Here is a 16,087-nt window from a genome sequence, read left to right as displayed (position 1 = left end):
ACGCTCCTCAACTAGCCAGCATCTGGCGGACGAACGGCGCGTCAGGGGCGGACGGAGCGAGCGCGAGGTAGCGCTGCAGCGCGGCGTGGCTCTCGTCGCGGCGGCCGGCTTTCATCAGCGCGATGCCGTGCCAGCGCCAGGCGTCGGCGGGCGCGTCGGGGTAGGCCACCGCCGCCGCATAGCTGAGCGCTGCGCGGGCGTCGTAATCGGGCGTGTTGCGCAGCCGCAGCGACTCGCCCTCGTAGAAGCGGAGCAGGCCATTCCAGCCGTCCTGCGCGAGCGTCTGGATCACATATTGCGAGGCGCCCGCGTCGTTCAGCTTGACCTGGTCGTCGAGCAGGGTCGGGCGGATGGCGGCAATCGCGGCAAGGTAGCGCTCGCGCCCGCGGTCGTAGCGGCGGCCGGGCACGGTGAGCCCGGTCGCCGAGGCGGTAAGATCGATCATCCGGTCGCGCGGCGCGGGATGGTCGGCGAAGATCGAATAGCCGCGGTCGGGCCGTTTGCGGCGGACGGCGGCGCTGAGCTCGATCTCGCCGATCAGCTGCTGCCAGGTCTCGGCCATCGACAAGGGCGCGTAGCCGGCCTGAGCGATCAGCTTGATGCCGAGCGCGTCGGCCTCGGCCTCGAGTTGGCGGTTGTAGCGCAACAAAGTGAGGATCGTACCGAGCTGCGCGAGCTGGTCGAGGTTACCGGTGTAATAGCCCGCCGCGCCACCGACCACGCCGCCGAGCATCGAGGCGAAGGAGTAGATGTCGGTCTTGCGGCGAGTGTCGCGCCACTGGCGAAGCTGGTGCTTGAGGAGGAAATGGCTGCTCTCGTGGGCGAGTACGCCGGCCAGCTGCGCCTCGTCGCGCATCCGCAGCAGCAGACCGGTGAAGACCACCGCGAAACCGGTCGGAAACATCATCGCGTTGAACTCGGGAACGCGCGCCAGATAGACGCGCAGGTCGCTGGTGGCGGGGCCGCCGACCTTGCCGACGAGACCCTGGAGATAGCGGTTGAGCGCGGGATCCTGCACCAGCAGGTTCGAGCCGGCGATCTCCTCCTCGACCCGCGCCATTTGCTGCCACATGCCCCGCTCGTCGGGGTCCTGCGGGCGGTAGCCGGGGCCGACCATCGGGGTCAGGCTCGCGGGGTCGATACGGGCCGACGCCGCGGTGCCTCCAAACAGTGCCGTGGCCCCCGCCCCGGCCAGCATCGTGCGGCGGGAGAGCGAAGTCATGGCCGCGCCCGCTGCGCCGCCTGCGCGCGGCGGACCTCCCGGCCCGGCTTCATAAGGCCGAGCAGCCGCTCGACCATCTGCGCCGCGCCGTCGGGGGTGCGCAGGTCGCCCATCTTTAGCCCGGCGACCTGGCTGCCCGCCTGGAGCACGTTGAACCAGACCACCTCGCCGGTGCGCAGGTCGACCAGGCTGGCATAGGCGAACTGCCCGGCGCCGCCGACATTGGGCGCGCAGAAGCCGATAAAGCAGCCGGCGATGCCGAGCACCTGCAGCGCGACCCGCCCCTGGCTGGCGAAGCTGTCCTCGGCGTGGAGGAACAGCGCATAATCGTAGCCGGTGCGCTGGCCGAAACGAACTGCGTCCGACCCCAGCGTATAGTCGAGCCCGCGGCGGCGCTTGGTCGGCAGCGACACGCCCGAATATTTGTGAAGGGCGATCGACTGGTCGACCGCGGCGTTGAGCCGCTCAAGCTCGGCGACCTGCTCGGCGGGGACCGCAGCCAAACTGTCGCGGCGGTCGAGGATCAGAGTCTGGCCGCCCCGCCCCGCCTGCTGCGCCCTGAGCGCGGCGATGACGTTGGCGCGGGCCTGCTCGGTCCAGTCGGCGCGGGCCTCGACCAGCCCGCCGGTGGTGACCGCCCCGACCTGGATGTCGGGCCGGAGCACGAGCAGCTTATAGTCGCCCTGCGGCGGGGCGAACTGGAGGTCGGCATATTGCTGTGTCTGGACGCAGCCGCCCACCGACAGTGCGGCAAGGGCAAGCAGCGGTACCTGGCGACGCATCGGAAAAACGTATCACGCCAAGCGCTTGGCGCAAGCGGGCCGAATCCCGATCTGGACCGGTCAGCGGCAGCGCACTCCCGCGGCGCCGTCGAGGCAGCGGCCGTCGATCGCCGGCGCGGCAAGCGTGAGCCCGATCATCGGCGCCAGCGTTGGCAGGATGTCGACCGTCTCGACCGCTTCGGTTCGGTCGGCGGGCGCGGCCCCGCGCCGCCAGAAGATGATTGGCACCCGGCGATCGTAATCCCACACCGAGCCATGGGTGGCGGTATAGCCCGGCGCGGGCTTGGCGACCGCGCTGACATAGGGCTTCAGGACCACGTAAAAATCGCCCGACCGCTGCCGCTCGTAGGAGGCGCGGACCCGCTGGATGACGCTCCACTTGTCGGGGTGGCCGTGAGGCACCGGCGACCGCAGGATCTCGTCCTTGGTGTAGACCGCATAGACCTGCGGCTGCGCCTTGTAGCGCGCGACCGTAGCGGCAAGGACGCGGCGCGCGGTAGCCGGGTCGAGGCGCTTGTCGAGCCAGCCGTCGGCGCCGATCCCGTCGCCGACCAGCACCGGCTCGGTCCGCCCGACCTGCGGGGCGAGCAGCTTGCCCACCGCGCTCGGCGCCAACGCCGGGTCGGCGCGCTGGGCCTGTGGCACGCCTTGGTCGCGAAGCCGCTCGGGGATGTCGAGCCCGCCATGGTCGGCGGTCAGGACCAGCGCATAGTCGATCCCGGTCTTGTCCATCTGGTCGAGGAAATCGCCCAGCTCGCGGTCGAGCGCGAGCATTTGCAGGCACATCTCCTGCCCGCGATTGCCGTAGGCGTGGCCGACATAGTCGGTCGCCGACAGGCCGACGGCGAGCACGTCGGGCGCCGGGCCGCGGCCGAGCCCAAGCTCGTTCACCAGCGCGGCGGCGCCGGCGAGCACTGCCCCGTCGAAATCGGGGTGTGCACGGACGAAGCGCGGGTCGTTCGCCGCGCGCTGGAGCGTGCCGTTGCCGACCGTCAGCGTCGGGGTGATCGCATAGGGCTTGGCACGCGCGGTGCAGTTGGCCGGCGGGACCAACGGCTCGCTGGCTTGCGCGAGTTTGGCGGCCCACAGCTGGTTCAGCCGGACGATGGTCTGCGGTGGCGCCTTGCCGGTGTCGGTTGTCCAGCTTTTGCCGTCCCAATACCAGCGCTGGTCGACGTTGCGGCCGCCCATCATGATCGCCGCGCGGTCCTTGCCGGCGATGGCGACGTTCCGGCTCTGCGGGCTGACCGCCTTCAGCCGATCACCCAGCGTGGCGACGCGCAAGTGCGCCGTGCTGACCTTGTAGTTGGTGAAGGTCGTGTCGGGCTGGGTCTCGTCCTCGGCGCAATAGACATGTTTGTCGGCGCGCGCGGCGCCCTGATCGATCCAGTCGTTGGCGACGATCCCGGTCTCGGACGGGTGGTCGCCGGTGAGGATGGTCGAGTGGCCGGGGCAGGTCTCGGTCGCCGCGTGGCTCTGGTAGCCGTTGCGGAACACGGTGCCCTCCCGCGCCAGCCGTGCAAAGCCGCCGCTGAACTCGCCACGATAGCGGTCGAACAGGTCGGCGGCGAACTGGTCGACCGAGATGGCGACGATCAGCTTGGGCGGGGTCGCAGGGGCGGCGGCGGGCGCCGGAGCGGCGGTGACGGCGGCGGCGGCCGCGAGGAGCAGTGGCAAACGCATGGCCGCCCTCGTAACCGAAGGCGGCCATGCCAGTAAGCGGGTCGAAGCCGACCGGCCTACTTTTTCATCTTTACCATGGTCATCAGCGTCGGGCTGGCGACGTCTTGGCCGGTGCGGGCATCGACGATGACGTCGCGGCGATAAGCCAGTACGCCCGGGATCGGCGCCATCCGGGTGACCGTCAGCCCGAAGTAGTTGTTCATCTTCGGCGCCGCGCGGAAGGTCGGCGCGATGCTCGGCCACGCCGCGAGGGCGGGCGGGAGGCCGGTCCGTGAGGCGATCTGGGCGAAGGCCGGAAGCGGCGGCTTGCCGGCCGCGACCCGTCGGGCGTTGAGCTCGGCCTGCGCGACCCGGCCGACGTCCTGCTGTTCCGACCAGTGCGGCAGGCTGGAGAGCAGATTGCCGAGGTCGGTGATCGTGCCTGGCCGGACCTCGAACTGGACCGAGCCGAGGCAGAAGCAGGAGCCGGCGGCGGTGCCGTTGGGTGCCTGCATGACCGGGCCGTACCAGACATAGGTGCCCGGCTTGACCGCGCTCAGATAGCTGAAGCCGCCGCCGGCATCCTTGCCGAATGCGTTCATCGGCCCGAAGCTCTCCATGTCGCGCAATTCGGCGGCGGTGATGCCGAGGTTGGCGAGGGTCGGCACGACCGGATGCTCGGGAATGGCCGACTGCGAGTTACGGGCGAAATTGGCCTGGACCTCCCAGTCCTTCATCTGATTGGCATAGCGCCGCTGCGCCTTGGCCCAGGCCTTGTCGCGCTCGGCGTTGTAATCGGCCCAGGTCGCCGCGTCGGGCACCCGCAGAAAGGTCCCGAACTGGCGCTGCTCGCCCGAGACAAAGATGTAGCCCTGGGAGGCATCGCGCACGACCTTACCCGACTGCACGTCCTTGTCGGAAATCGGCTTGGCCGGCGCGGCGGTGGCGACAACCGCGAGCGCAGCGGTCGCGGCGAGAATGCGAAGTCGGCTCACAGGCCCAGCTCCTTGGTGGTGGGTTGCGGGCCCGAGGCGATCAGCGCCTGCAGCGCCAGCGCGTGCAGCCGCACCGGCTCGCGCTTGCGGCCGTTACCCTCCTCGAAGTTGAAGGCGGTCCACAGGTCGCGGGTCAGGCCGTAGCGGCCATAACCCTTGAACGACATGCAGTTGCGCAGGTTGGTGCGGCGCTGCTCGCGGCGCGCGGCCGAACCGAAGATGGCGTCGGCGATGGCCCCCCCGATCGCGCCGCCGATGGCGCCGGGAAGGACGCCATATTGCGCGATCGCCCCGGCCATCGCGCCCGAATTGCCACCGAGATAGATGCTGCTGCCACTCGCCAGTGCGTCGCACTCGCGGATGTCGGCATAGGCTTCCTCGAAGCTGGTATTGGCCCGGTGGAAGTAGAAATATTTGTCGAAATTCGCCTCGGCCTCGGGCGACGCCGCGAAGGTCAGGCTGGGTGCGACGAGCCCGTCCCGCGAGGGGATGGTGAAGTCGTCGGAATCATCGTCCGGCGCCGGCGCGGCGGCGGTCGGAGTGGCGGCGGGCGCAGGCTGCGCCCAGGCTGCGGCGGGCGCAGCAACGGAACCCGCGGCTAGCAGGCACAACATCGATATACGCAAGAATAGTCCCCCTGTTCTCGGTCAGGGAACAATATTTCGGCACGAGTTAAGCGTCAATTAGCAGCGCAGGCGATTAGCCCAATTTGGCTTTCAGCCGCTCGTTGACGACGCCGGGGTTGGCCTTGCCGGCCATCGCCTTCATCGTCTGCCCGACGAAGAAGCCGAACAGCTGCACCTTGCCGTCCCTATACTGCGCGACCTTGTCGGCATTGGCAGCGAGGATCTTATCGATCTCGGCATCGATCGCGCCGGTGTCGCTGGTCTGCTTCAACCCCTCGCGCTCGACGATCGCGCCGGCGGGGTCGCCGGTTTCGAGCATCTTCTCGAACACGGTCTTGGCGATCGAGCCCGAGATGGTGCCGTCGGCGACGAGCCCGAGCAGTTCGGCGGCATGCGCGGGCGAGACCGGCGCCTCGGCGATCGATTCGCCGCGACGGTTCAAGGCGCCGAACAGTTCGGCGACGACCCAGTTGGACGCCTGCTTGGGTTCGACCTCGTTGCTCAGCAGCGCGTCGAACCAGCGCGCGGTCTCGACCTCGGCGGTGAGTACGCTGGCGTTGTAAGGCGAGATGCCCATCTGCTCGTAGCGGCGGCGCTTGGCGTCGGGCAGCTCGGGCAGCGACTTTAAACAGTCCTCGACGAACGCCTCGTCAAGCTCGAGCGGGAGAAGGTCGGGGTCGGGGAAATAGCGATAGTCGTGCGCGTCTTCCTTGGAGCGCAGCGTCCGCGTCTCGCCCTTGTCTGGGTCCCACAGGCGGGTTTCCTGGACGATGCTGCCGCCCTCTTCCAAGACGTCGATCTGGCGGCGGGCCTCATGCTCGATCACCGCCTGGACGAAGCGGACCGAGTTGACGTTCTTGGTCTCGGTGCGAGTGCCGAATTCGGCGCCCGGCTTGCGCACGCTGACGTTGACGTCGGCGCGCATCGAGCCCTCCTCCATATTGCCGTCGCAACTGCCGACATAACGGAGAATGGCGCGCAGCTTCCTGAGGTAAGCCCCTGCTTCGACAGGCGAACGCATGTCGGGCTTGGAGACGATCTCCATCAACGCGACGCCCGAGCGGTTCAAGTCGACGTAGCTCATCGTCGGGTGCTGGTCGTGCATCAGCTTGCCCGCATCCTGCTCGACATGGATGCGCTCGACACCGATCTTGCGGGCGCTCGCCTCGTCCTTCTCGTCGAGCAGCACCTCGACCGTCCCCTCCCCCACCAGCGGATGGTAGAGCTGGCTGATCTGATAGCCCTGTGGCAGGTCGGCGTAGAAGTAATTCTTACGATCGAAGCGCGACCAGCGGTTGATCTTGGCGTCGATCGCGAGGCCGGTGCGGACCGCCTGGCGAATGCACTCGCGGTTGGGCACCGGCAGCATGCCGGGCATCGCCGCATCGACCAGGCTGACCTGAGTGTTGGGCTCGGCCCCGAAGGCGGTCGCCGCGCCCGAGAAGAGCTTGGCGTTGGAGACGACCTGGGCGTGGACCTCGAGGCCGATCACGACCTCCCACTCGCCGGTGGCGCCCTTGAGGCGATAGGGTGCGTTCACTTGATTTGCTTTCCGGTTTTGCTGTCGAAACGCGCTTCCCCAAATCCTTTGCGCCGGCCTGCGCGGCTCAGAAGGCCCAGCGCATAGCCGAGTACAAGGCAGATGACGGGGACTAGCCAGTTATTCACCACCACTTCTTCGGGCGGGCGGTGAAGCCCGCCCGCTCTTCGATCGCGAGACCGGCGTTCAGCACGCCCTGCTCGTCGAGTTCGTTGCCGATCAGGTGCAGCCCGAGCGGCAGCCCCTGCGCGTCGAGCCCGCCGGGGACGCTCATCGCGGGCAAGCCGGCGAGGCTGGCGGGGACGGCGAAGACGTCGTTCAAATACATCGCCAGCGGGTCGCTCATCTTCTCGTTCAAACCGAACGCGGCGCTCGGCGCGGTCGGGGTGAGGATGAGGTCGCAGCTTTCGAAGGCCTTGCGAAAATCCTGCTTGATGAGGGCGCGGACCCGCTGGGCCTTGGTGAAGTAAGCGTCGTAGAAGCCGGCCGACAGCACGTAGGTGCCGATCATGATCCGGCGCTTGACCTCGGCGCCGAAGCCGGCGGCGCGGGTCGCGGCGTACATGCCCTCGAGCCCGCCGCTGCCTTCCTCGCGGATGCCGTAGCGGACGCCGTCATAGCGGGCGAGGTTGGACGAGGCCTCGGCCGGGGCGATGATGTAATAGGTCGGCAGCGCGTATTTGGTGTGCGGCAGGCTGATCAAGACAGGCTCGGCGCCTGCATCCTTGAGCCACTCGATCCCGCGGTCCCACAGCGCGTTGATCTCGTCGGGCACGCCGTCGATGCGATATTCCTTGGGAATACCGATGCGCTTGCCCTTGAGATCGCTCGACAATCCAGCTTCCCAATTGGGCACGGGGAAGTCGAGCGAGGTCGAATCCTTAGGATCGAAGCCGGCCATCGCTTCAAGCAAGATCGCGCAGTCGCGGACCGTGCGCGCCATCGGCCCGGCCTGGTCGAGCGAGGAGGCGAAGGAGACGATGCCCCAGCGCGAGCAGCGGCCGTAGGTCGGCTTGATGCCGCTGATGCCGGTGAAGGCCGCGGGCTGGCGGATCGAGCCGCCGGTGTCGGTGCCAGTGACGCCGGGGGCGAGCCCCGCGGCGACCGCCGCCGCCGACCCGCCCGAGCTGCCGCCCGGAGTGAGTGCCGCGTTGCCGCCGTCGTTGCGCTTCCACGGGGAAATCACAGGACCGTAGGCGCTGGTTTCGTTCGACGAGCCCATTGCGAACTCGTCCATGTTCAATTTGCCAAGCATCCCCGCGCCGGCGCGGCGGAGGTTGGCGGTGACCGTGCTCTCGTAGGGCGGCTTGAAGCCCTTGAGGATGTTCGAGCCGGCGGTGGTGTCGGTGCCGGCGGTGGCGAACAGGTCCTTGATGCCAAGCGGGATGCCCGACAGCGGCATCAGCGCGTCGCGCTGGCGGTCGCTGTCGGCGGTGTCGGCAGCGGCGAGCGCGTCCTCGGGAGTCGTCACCGTGTAGGCGTTGAGGGTCTTCGAGGCGGCGACGGCGGCGTTGTAGCCCTCCGCGATCTCGCGCGCCGAGAAGGTGCCGGCGCGGAAGCCGTCGCGCAGCTCGGCGAGCGTCAGGCTGGTGAGCTCGGCCACTATTCGATCACCTTGGGAACGGCGAAAAAGCCATGCTGCGCATCGGGGGCGTTCAGCAGCACCGCGTCGCGGACGTTGCCGTCGTCGATGACGTCATCGCGCAGGCGCAGCTTCTGGTCGATCACCGCGGTCAGCGGCTCGACCCCGTCGGTATTCACCTCGGCGAGCTGCTCGACCCAGCCGAGTATGTTGTTGAGTTCGGGCACGAGTGCCGCGACCTCCGCGTCGCTCATCTGCAGACGCGCAAGCCGGGCGACGTGCCGCACGGTGGCGGTATCGACGGACATGGGGCGGGCGTTAGCGAGCGCCCGCCCCGGTCGCAAGCCGTGCCTAGCGGCGGTGGCGGCGCTCGGCGCGCCACTGCGCCCGACGCTGCTCCCAATAGCGGCGTCGGTCGTCGTTCCAGCGGATCGGCCGGCGGGCGCGGTCGTAGACGTAGATGCCGGTGCCCGGATAATAATAGTCGCCGTACCAGCCGCCCCACGGGCGGGCGTAGCCGTAACCGTAGCCGCCGTAGCCGCCGTAGCCGCCGTAGCCGCCGCCGTAATAGCCACCACCATAGCCACCGTAATAGCCGCCGGTGCCGATGCCGACCGAAAGGCTGGAATAGCCATAGGGGCCATAGGTATCGCAGCCGGACAGCGCAGCCGCGCCAGCGACGGCCGCGGCGGCAAGAAGCATTCGGGAAGGAGTCATGAGCTTCGCTCCACGCACAACAAGCCCACCCCGGCCATTAAATCCGTCGGCCGCCGGCGCTGAATGGCGCGTGAATATGCGAGCGAGCGTTAAGGCCGCCAAACTGATAAGGATGGCCGATGAAGAATGTTTCCGCCCATAGCGAAGCGCACATGGTGCAGCGGGTCGGCTGGCTGCGCGCCGCGGTGCTCGGTGCCAACGACGGGCTGTGCTCGGTAAGCAGCCTGATCGTCGGCGTCGCTGCCTCGGACGCCAGCCGGCCCCATGTCCTCCTCGCGGCGGTGGCGGCGTTGGTGGCCGGCGCGATGTCGATGGCGGCCGGCGAATATGTCTCGGTCTCCTCGCAGGCCGATCTCGAGGAGGCCGACCTCGCGCGCGAGCTCGCCGAGATCGAGAAGAATCCGATCGCCGAACGCAATGAGCTGGCGCGGATCTACATGGGCCGCGGGGTCGACAAGGAGACCGCCGCCGCCGTCGCCGACCAGATGATGGCGCATGACGCGATCGGCGCCCACGCCCGCGACGAACTGGGCATTAGCGAGCATGCCGCGGCGCGGCCGCTGCAGGCGGCGGGGGCCTCGGCGCTCACCTTCACGCTCGGCGCTGGGGCACCCACCATCGCCACCGCACTGGCACCGGCGGGCGCGATCCTGCCGGTGGTGGGGGTGGTGACCTTTCTTGCGCTGATGCTGCTTGGCGGCCTGGGGGCGCACGCCGGCGGGGCGTCGATCGGGCGCGGGGTTTTCCGAGTTACTTTCTGGGGCGTGCTGGCGATGCTGGTGACCGCCGGCGTCGGCCATCTGTTCGGGGTCGCCACCGCCGGATGAGCCCGCTCGCGCAGCTCGAGGCGCTCGAGCCGGCGGCGCCGCTGGCCGACGTGCTGGCCTTTTACGACAGCCTGCCCGGCGTCGCGCCGGAGGCGATGCGCGGGCGGTGGCGCGGCGGCGAGATTGCAACGGGCCATCTCTACGATGGGCTGCTGGGGCCGTCGGGCTGGTGGGGTAAGGCGTTCCGCTCGATCGACGACGTCGATCCTCTGCTGTTCGAGCGCGGTAGCGAGCTGCTCGCGGCCAACCCCGCCCTGCTCCCGCTCGGGCTGATCGAGCGTTTTCCCCGCCTCGCCAAGTCGGCTCCGGCCGCCGCGCTGTTCCGCGCTGTGGTGCCACTGCTGCGTACCGGAAAGCCTCGGGCGCGCCTACGCCCCCTCACCTATCGCGGCGTGACCTCGGCGGCGATGATCTACGACGCCCACCCGATCGCCGACTGCTTCCGCGCGGTAACGCCAGATGTGCTGCTCGGCGCGATGGACATTCGCGGGCACGCCAATCCCTTCGTCTTCACCCTGCGGCGGGTGGCGACCGACTAGCTTGCTTGGCTCGCGCCCCGCCCCTACCTGCCGCCACCATGTGCGTCCGCCGCTTCCTGCTCGCCATCTTCTTCCTGACCCTGCTGGTCGTCGCGGCGGCGTTCGGCATCTATCAGTATGGCAGTTCGGTGCTTGTCCGGCAGGCGCAGCCCGAGGGCCACTTCCAGGCGCCGGTCGCGGCGAGCGGGCCCGACTATGTTCAGACCGCCAACTGGCTGTCGCTGCCCGACACGGTGCCGCCGGGGCCGGGAGACTGGCTGCCGAGCGGCTCGCCGCCGCCCGACAGCGCGCGGCCGGTCAGCGTCTTCTACATCCACCCGACCACCTATCTTGAGAAGGACCATTGGAACGCCCCGCTCGGCGACCGTGAAAGCCAGGACCGCGCGGCACTGTTCGTCCGCAGCCAGGCGAGCGCGTTCAATGCGATCGGCCAGATCTATGCGCCTAAGTACCGCCAGGCGGCTTATGGCGCCTTCCTGCTCCGCAACGACGACGCGACCAAGGCGCTCGACCTCGCCTACCAGGATGTAGCGCGGGCGTTCGATCGCTTCCTCGCCCAGGCCCCCGACGGCCCGATCATCCTCGCCGGACACAGCCAGGGCGCGCTTCACCTGACCCGGCTCCTGCGCGAGAAGGTCGCCGGCACGCCGCTCGCGAAGCGAGTGGTCGCGGCCTATGTGGTTGGCTGGCCGGTGTCGGTCGCCGCCGACGTGCCGAAGATGGGCCTGCCGGCGTGCGAGCAGGCGACCCAGGCCGGCTGTATCTTGAGCTGGCTGAGCTTCGCCGAGCCCGCCAACACCTCGCTCATCTCCGACGTCTACGACGGCTCGACCGGCTTCACCGGCCAGCCACGGCGGCGCGAGGACATGCTGTGTGTCAATCCGCTGACCGGCATCCGCAACGCCGCCGCGCCGCCGCAGGTCAACCAGGGAACGTTGGTGCCGAGCGACGACACTATGACGACCGGAAACCTCCAGCCCGGCGTGGTCGGCGCGCATTGCGACAAGGGCTTCCTGCTGCTCGAGGGGGACCTGCCGAAGATGGGGCCGTTCGTGCTCCCGGGGAATAACTATCACGTCTACGACTACGCCCTGTTCTGGGCGAACATCCGCGAGGATGCGCAGCGGCGGCTCGCGGCGTGGAAAGCGCGTTGATCACCGCCAGCGCGGCCGAATTTGCGGCGGCGCTGCCGAATGGCGGCAAGCTCGCCGGGCTTGACGTCGGGACGAAGACCGTCGGGGTAGCCGTATGTGACCCTGGATGGTCCTTCGCCGGACCGGCCGAGACGATCCGCCGAACCAAGTTCACCGCCGACCTCGTGGCGCTGCGCACGCTGGTCGAGCGCCAGCAGGTGGTGGGCCTCGTCGTCGGGCTGCCGCTCAACATGGACGGGAGCGATTCGCCGCGAACCCAGTCGGTCCGCGCCTTCGCCCGCAACTGCCGCGTGCTCGAGCGGCCGATCCTGCTGTGGGACGAGCGCTGGTCGACCCAGGCGGTCGAGCGGGCGATGATCGCCGCCGACGTCAGCCGCGCCCGGCGCGCCGAGGCGGTCGACAAGCTGGCGGCGGCGCACATCCTCCAGGGGGCGATCGACGCGCTGGTCAATCTGCCGCGCGCCGATTAGCAGACGCGTCCGTGGACCTGCTTTCGATCGACACCCTGTCCGATGGCCAGATCGCCATCCTCCTCGACGCCGCCCAGCTGTTCGCCGAGCGCAAGGGCTCGAGCGACCGGCTGGCGGGCAAGGTCGTCTTCAACATCTTCTACGAGAACAGCACCCGCACCGCGATGAGCTTCGCAATGGCGGCGGCACGGCTTGGCGCGCAAACGGTGACGCTGTCGGTCGAGCATTCGAGCGTCAAGAAGGGCGAGACGCTGGCCGATACCGCGCTGACGCTCGACGCGATGCGGCCCGACGCGATCGTCATGCGCCACCGCAACAATCTGGCGCCGCACGAGGTCGCGCGGCTGGTCGACTGCCCGGTGATCAACGCGGGCGACGGGACGAACGAGCATCCGACCCAGGCGCTGCTCGACGCGCTAACGCTACGCCAGGCGCTCGGCGCAATCGCCGGCAAGACGATCGCGATCGTCGGCGACATCCGCCACAGCCGGGTGGCGCGCTCCAACGCCAAGCTGCTGCCGCGGCTGGGGGCGACGGTGCGGCTGGCGGGACCGCCGGCGCTGCTTCCCGACGATCTGCCCGGCGGAGGCGAGATCGAGGCGGCGATCGCCGGCGCAGATGCGGTGATGATGCTGCGAGTCCAGCGCGAGCGGATGGACGACGAGCTCGGCGACGCGCCGGGCGAATTCCTCAGCCGCTACGGCTTGACCGAGCAGCGGCTGGCGCTGGCCAAGCCCGACGCGTTCGTGCTCCACCCCGGGCCGATGAACCGCGGGGTCGAGATCGCCGACAGCGTCGCCGACGGTCCGCGCTCGCTGATCCGTCGGCAGGTCGCGAACGGGGTCGCCGTCCGCATGGCCGTGCTCGAGATGCTGTTGAAGGCCTAGCGGCTAGCGAAGGCGATCGGCGCGTCGCCCGCGACATTGCGGACGAAGCAGGCCGCGCCCGCGCTCTTCAGGCCTTCGCACACCTGGCGCGCTTCGGCGTTCGAAGCGAACCCCTGCAGGCTCAGGCGATAGACTGGGCCGATCGGCGCCTTGAAGTGCGCGGTCGTGGGCACATAGCGACCGAGCACGCCCTTGTGGCTGCGCGACAACTTGGCCCAGCCGGCCTGCAGCTTGCCCTGCGACCCGTAGGCGCCGAGCTGGACCACCACGCCCGAGTTGGCGAAGCGAATCGCTGCGCTGCGGCGCAGCTCGCTGACCTTGGGCAGGGCGCCCGAGGCGCGGACCGGCTCGTGGCGGAGCGCGTCGAGGTTTTCGGCGATGTCGGCGAGCGGACCGGCCTGCTCGGGCGCCGGAGTGGCGGCGGGCAAGGCGACGGTGACCGCGCTGGCGGCGACCGCGACCGGGGCCGAAACCACCGGCGCTGCAGGCGCGGCGAAGCCGGCGTCATTCATGACGGTGGTGTCGGCGGCGGCGGTCGCCGCGATCATCGGGGCCGGCGCGGCTGCCGCCACTTCGACGGGCGCCGGCGCGGCCTCGGCCATGCGGACGCTGCCGGTGGCGTCGCGCAGCGCGAGGCGGATCGGCTGGCCGGGATCGCTGGCGGCGGGGGTGACCCCGATCAGCGTCGCGACCTTGGTCGCCCCGGCCTGCGGCGCGGCGAGCTTCATCCACTCGGCGATGCGGGCATCGACCTGGTCGGCGGGAACGTCCTGCGCCGCGACCACGCGGGCATTGTCCCAGTCGCCGGCAAGCGCATGGGCAAGCGCCAAATTCTGGCGGGTGCGGGCGTCGGCCTCGGGCCGGCGGGCAGCCTCATCGAGCAAAGCGACCGCATTGCCCGGCTGGCCGGCCAGCGCCATCGCCAGCCCGACATCGGCCGGGTCGGTGGTGTTGCGCAGCTGGTCGAGCATCGCCAGCGCCTCAGCATTCTTGCCCTGGGCGATCTGGCTCAGCACCAGCTTCATCGCCACCGCGCCCTGGTCGGGGAGCAGGCTGAGCGAATCCTTGTAGGAAGTCTCGGCCGAGGCGAAGCGGCCTTCGGCCATGTAGACGTTGCCGAGCAGCGAGCGGAAACCGGCATCGGTCGGCGTCGCGGCGACTGCGCGCTCGGCGAGACGGACGGCCTCATCCTTGTTGCCGGCCTGGAGCGCCGCGAGGGCGCGGGTGGCGATTCCGAGCTGGGTGTCGACCGGGCGGGCGAAGCCGCCGCTGACCTTCATATTGGCGGTGGGGCCGGCGCATCCGGCGATCAGGCTGGCGGCGACGGTGACGGCCGTGAGCGCGGTGCTTGCGCGAAGCGTCTTCGACATGGCTTGGCCCCTTTTTCCTACTGTTTACTCGCCCTCTCGACCGGTGCCCGTTCGGCCATCGCTTCGAGTTCAGGCATGGACGCGAGGAGCTCATCGAGCGCCCGCGTGACGAGCTGCTGAGCGGACTTGCCGGTAATGGCGCAGGCCAGCCGCAGCTTGAGGTGACGCGCCGGATCGAGCCGGAGCGTGAAGGCGGCCTTGCCCTTGGCGGCCGGCTCGGCGCGACCGCGCGGCTCGGCGACGACCGACGCCTTCAGCGACGGCTTGGGCATGACCTGGATGACCGGCGCGGACTGGATCACCGGCGCGGGCGCAGGGGCCGCGAACTCCGGTTGCGGAGCCTCGGCGACCGGCGCAACGACCGCGGTCACCGGGTGGGCGAGCTCGAGCGTGTCGTCCTCGTCCTGTTCCTCGACCTCGTCGGCCATAGGCGCGGCATGGCGCGCGGTGGTCAGCGAGCCGTAGCTCACCGCGACCTGCTCGTCCTCGCCCTCATCCATCTCGGCGTCGAGCTCAGCGTCCACTTCGGATACTTCCTCGCCCCCGTCCTCGGCATCGCCATAGGCGCCGAAGCGCTCCTCGATCTCGGCCTGCTGGTCGTGGACCGGCGAGATCGGGGTCAGCCCGGCGAGCGGGGTACGCGAGAGCTGCGGCACTTCACCATCGTCGCCGACCGGCGCGAGGGTCGGCCGGGGCAGATCATGCCCCATGTCGTTCCAGCCAAGGTCGTCGAGATTGGCGCCCGCCTGGCCGAAGCCCTGGGGCCGCATGGCCGGCCGCGCGGCGCCCTTGCGGGCGAGGAGACCTGAGGAGAGGGACGCAAACGCCCGGGGTTCGCTCTTCACTGGAGCACCCTTCCCTTTCGCTTAACCGACAACACGGCGGCCGAAGCCACCAACCGGACGCGGCGCCGCGGCGACCGCGCCAACCGGACCGCTGGCCGGAGTCGCGAACACGTTGCGGCGGAACGCCTTTTCGAGACGCTCGTGAATATAGTCCCACAGCTCGACCACCTCGCGGGCCGAACGGCCGTTGGGGTCGACTTCCATCACCGTCCGGCCGTCGATCATCGAGGCGGCGAAATCGGTGCGGTGGTGGATGGTGACCGGCGCGACGGTGCCGTGCTGCGACAGCGCAACCGCGGCTTCGCTGGTGATCTTGGCCTTGGGCGTCGCCGCGTTGACGACAAAGATCAGCGGCTTGCCGGCACGGTCGCACAGGTCAACGGTAGCGCCGACGGCGCGCAGGTCGTGCGGGCTCGGACGGGTCGGGATAACGATCAGCTCGGCGACCGCGATCACGCTCTGGATCGCCATGGTGATCGCCGGCGGGGTGTCGATCACCGCTAGGCGGAAGCCCTGCTGGCGAAGCACCTCGAGGTCCGAGGCGAGGCGCGCCACCGTGGTCTGGGCGAAGGCCGGCATGTCGGCCTCGCGCTCGTTCCACCAGTCGGCCAGCGAGCCCTGCGGATCGATGTCGATCAAACAGACGGGCCCCTGCCCAGCCAACTGCGCCTGCACCGCGAGATGTCCGGACAGGGTCGTCTTGCCCGATCCCCCCTTCTGCGATGCCAAAGCCAGAACGCGCATCCCAATCCCCTTGCCTATTTGGCCGTGTCCATGCCGGCATGCCCGCACCACGCCTAAAATCTGGTTAAGATTGCCGGGCCCTGTGGCGGCCGCGCCGCTTGTCCCCTCGCGCGCATGAGGTAAGC

17 protein-coding genes are annotated in these 16,087 nt (G+C 69.4%); 5 read left to right on the top strand and 12 right to left on the bottom strand.

All coding sequences use genetic code 11. The features are described from left to right. Positions 1-7: 7 nt before the first annotated feature. From GCU42_RS01850 to GCU42_RS01810, 9 genes are all read right to left on the bottom strand, one after another. Positions 8-1,222, bottom strand: a complete 1,215-nt coding sequence (locus GCU42_RS01850; RefSeq protein WP_114228108.1) for a M48 family metallopeptidase — start codon at positions 1,220-1,222, stop codon at positions 8-10. Then, on the bottom strand, positions 1,219-2,004 hold the full coding sequence (locus tag GCU42_RS01845; protein ID WP_114228109.1) for a hypothetical protein: 786 nt from the start codon (positions 2,002-2,004) through the stop codon (positions 1,219-1,221). Before GCU42_RS01845 ends, GCU42_RS01850 begins: the two co-directional genes overlap by 4 nt. 60 nt (positions 2,005-2,064) lie before the next feature. Further along, positions 2,065-3,687 (bottom strand): alkaline phosphatase family protein, encoded by a 1,623-nt coding sequence (locus GCU42_RS01840; RefSeq protein WP_114228110.1) that lies wholly within the window; start codon positions 3,685-3,687, stop codon positions 2,065-2,067. 56 nt (positions 3,688-3,743) lie between these two features. After that, positions 3,744-4,661 (bottom strand): hypothetical protein, encoded by a 918-nt coding sequence (locus tag GCU42_RS01835; protein WP_114228111.1) that lies wholly within the window; start codon positions 4,659-4,661, stop codon positions 3,744-3,746. Next, positions 4,658-5,275 (bottom strand): hypothetical protein, encoded by a 618-nt coding sequence (locus tag GCU42_RS15205; RefSeq protein WP_205214993.1) that lies wholly within the window; start codon positions 5,273-5,275, stop codon positions 4,658-4,660. The genes GCU42_RS01835 and GCU42_RS15205 overlap by 4 nt, the downstream gene beginning before the upstream one ends. An 85-nt stretch (positions 5,276-5,360) precedes the next feature. Continuing rightward, a complete protein-coding gene (gene gatB, locus GCU42_RS01825; RefSeq protein ID WP_114228112.1) occupies positions 5,361-6,827 on the bottom strand; it encodes an Asp-tRNA(Asn)/Glu-tRNA(Gln) amidotransferase subunit GatB in 1,467 nt (488 codons plus the stop codon). A gap of 124 nt (positions 6,828-6,951) precedes the next feature. After that, complete coding sequence (gatA, locus tag GCU42_RS01820) at positions 6,952-8,430, bottom strand: Asp-tRNA(Asn)/Glu-tRNA(Gln) amidotransferase subunit GatA (RefSeq protein ID WP_114228113.1); 1,479 nt, start codon at positions 8,428-8,430, stop codon at positions 6,952-6,954. After that, entirely contained in the window at positions 8,430-8,717 is a 288-nt protein-coding gene (gene gatC, locus GCU42_RS01815; protein ID WP_114228114.1) for an Asp-tRNA(Asn)/Glu-tRNA(Gln) amidotransferase subunit GatC, read from the bottom strand. The genes gatA and gatC overlap by 1 nt, the downstream gene beginning before the upstream one ends. A gap of 43 nt (positions 8,718-8,760) precedes the next feature. After that, on the bottom strand, positions 8,761-9,111 hold the full coding sequence (locus GCU42_RS01810; protein ID WP_114228115.1) for a hypothetical protein: 351 nt from the start codon (positions 9,109-9,111) through the stop codon (positions 8,761-8,763). Positions 9,112-9,245: 134 nt separating this feature from the next. Between GCU42_RS01810 and GCU42_RS01805 the strand changes: the two genes are divergently transcribed. The 5 genes from GCU42_RS01805 to GCU42_RS01785 are packed head-to-tail and all read left to right on the top strand — an operon-like array spanning position 9,246 to position 13,003. Next, positions 9,246-9,953 (top strand): VIT1/CCC1 transporter family protein, encoded by a 708-nt coding sequence (locus GCU42_RS01805; protein WP_114228116.1) that lies wholly within the window; start codon positions 9,246-9,248, stop codon positions 9,951-9,953. Continuing rightward, positions 9,950-10,492 carry a GXWXG domain-containing protein gene (locus GCU42_RS01800; RefSeq protein ID WP_114228117.1) on the top strand — a complete coding sequence of 181 codons (543 nt, stop codon included), beginning with the start codon at positions 9,950-9,952 and terminating at the stop codon, positions 10,490-10,492. Before GCU42_RS01805 ends, GCU42_RS01800 begins: the two co-directional genes overlap by 4 nt. 38 nt (positions 10,493-10,530) lie before the next feature. Continuing rightward, positions 10,531-11,646: a DUF3089 domain-containing protein gene (locus tag GCU42_RS01795; protein ID WP_114228118.1), complete on the top strand. Its 1,116-nt coding sequence runs from the start codon at positions 10,531-10,533 to the stop codon at positions 11,644-11,646. Further along, positions 11,643-12,116, top strand: coding sequence for a Holliday junction resolvase RuvX (gene ruvX / locus GCU42_RS01790; protein ID WP_114228383.1), 474 nt, complete (start codon positions 11,643-11,645; stop codon positions 12,114-12,116). The genes GCU42_RS01795 and ruvX overlap by 4 nt, the downstream gene beginning before the upstream one ends. Positions 12,117-12,127: 11 nt before the next feature. Next, complete coding sequence (locus GCU42_RS01785; RefSeq protein WP_205214994.1) at positions 12,128-13,003, top strand: aspartate carbamoyltransferase catalytic subunit; 876 nt, start codon at positions 12,128-12,130, stop codon at positions 13,001-13,003. Here the strand turns inward: GCU42_RS01785 and GCU42_RS01780 are convergent. From GCU42_RS01780 to GCU42_RS01770, 3 genes are read right to left on the bottom strand one after another with little or no spacing between them, the layout of a single operon-like run. Continuing rightward, complete coding sequence (locus GCU42_RS01780; protein WP_114228119.1) at positions 13,000-14,373, bottom strand: SPOR domain-containing protein; 1,374 nt, start codon at positions 14,371-14,373, stop codon at positions 13,000-13,002. The genes GCU42_RS01785 and GCU42_RS01780 overlap by 4 nt on opposite strands. A 17-nt stretch (positions 14,374-14,390) precedes the next feature. Further along, a complete protein-coding gene (locus GCU42_RS01775) occupies positions 14,391-15,218 on the bottom strand; it encodes a hypothetical protein (protein ID WP_114228120.1) in 828 nt (275 codons plus the stop codon). 21 nt (positions 15,219-15,239) lie between these two features. Further along, on the bottom strand, positions 15,240-15,962 hold the full coding sequence (locus tag GCU42_RS01770) for a ParA family protein (protein WP_114228121.1): 723 nt from the start codon (positions 15,960-15,962) through the stop codon (positions 15,240-15,242). Positions 15,963-16,087 lie beyond the last annotated feature (125 nt).

The organism is Sphingomonas ginsengisoli An et al. 2013 (assembly GCF_009363895.1).
Classification (GTDB): domain Bacteria; phylum Pseudomonadota; class Alphaproteobacteria; order Sphingomonadales; family Sphingomonadaceae; genus Sphingomicrobium; species Sphingomicrobium ginsengisoli.
This window is presented reverse-complemented; position numbering and strand designations above follow the sequence as displayed.

Coding starts and splice junctions, on each gene's coding strand:
- GCU42_RS01810 (WP_114228115.1), bottom strand. CDS start 9,111: ATGCTTCTTGCCGCCGCGGCCGTCGCTGGCGCGGCTGCGCTGTCCGGC.
- GCU42_RS01780 (WP_114228119.1), bottom strand. CDS start 14,373: ATGTCGAAGACGCTTCGCGCAAGCACCGCGCTCACGGCCGTCACCGTC.
- GCU42_RS01800 (WP_114228117.1), top strand. CDS start 9,950: ATGAGCCCGCTCGCGCAGCTCGAGGCGCTCGAGCCGGCGGCGCCGCTG.
- GCU42_RS01795 (WP_114228118.1), top strand. CDS start 10,531: ATGTGCGTCCGCCGCTTCCTGCTCGCCATCTTCTTCCTGACCCTGCTG.
- gatC (WP_114228114.1), bottom strand. CDS start 8,717: ATGTCCGTCGATACCGCCACCGTGCGGCACGTCGCCCGGCTTGCGCGT.
- GCU42_RS01770 (WP_114228121.1), bottom strand. CDS start 15,962: ATGCGCGTTCTGGCTTTGGCATCGCAGAAGGGGGGATCGGGCAAGACG.
- GCU42_RS01845 (WP_114228109.1), bottom strand. CDS start 2,004: ATGCGTCGCCAGGTACCGCTGCTTGCCCTTGCCGCACTGTCGGTGGGC.
- GCU42_RS01850 (WP_114228108.1), bottom strand. CDS start 1,222: ATGACTTCGCTCTCCCGCCGCACGATGCTGGCCGGGGCGGGGGCCACG.
- GCU42_RS01805 (WP_114228116.1), top strand. CDS start 9,246: ATGAAGAATGTTTCCGCCCATAGCGAAGCGCACATGGTGCAGCGGGTC.
- GCU42_RS15205 (WP_205214993.1), bottom strand. CDS start 5,275: ATGTTGTGCCTGCTAGCCGCGGGTTCCGTTGCTGCGCCCGCCGCAGCC.
- GCU42_RS01840 (WP_114228110.1), bottom strand. CDS start 3,687: ATGCGTTTGCCACTGCTCCTCGCGGCCGCCGCCGCCGTCACCGCCGCT.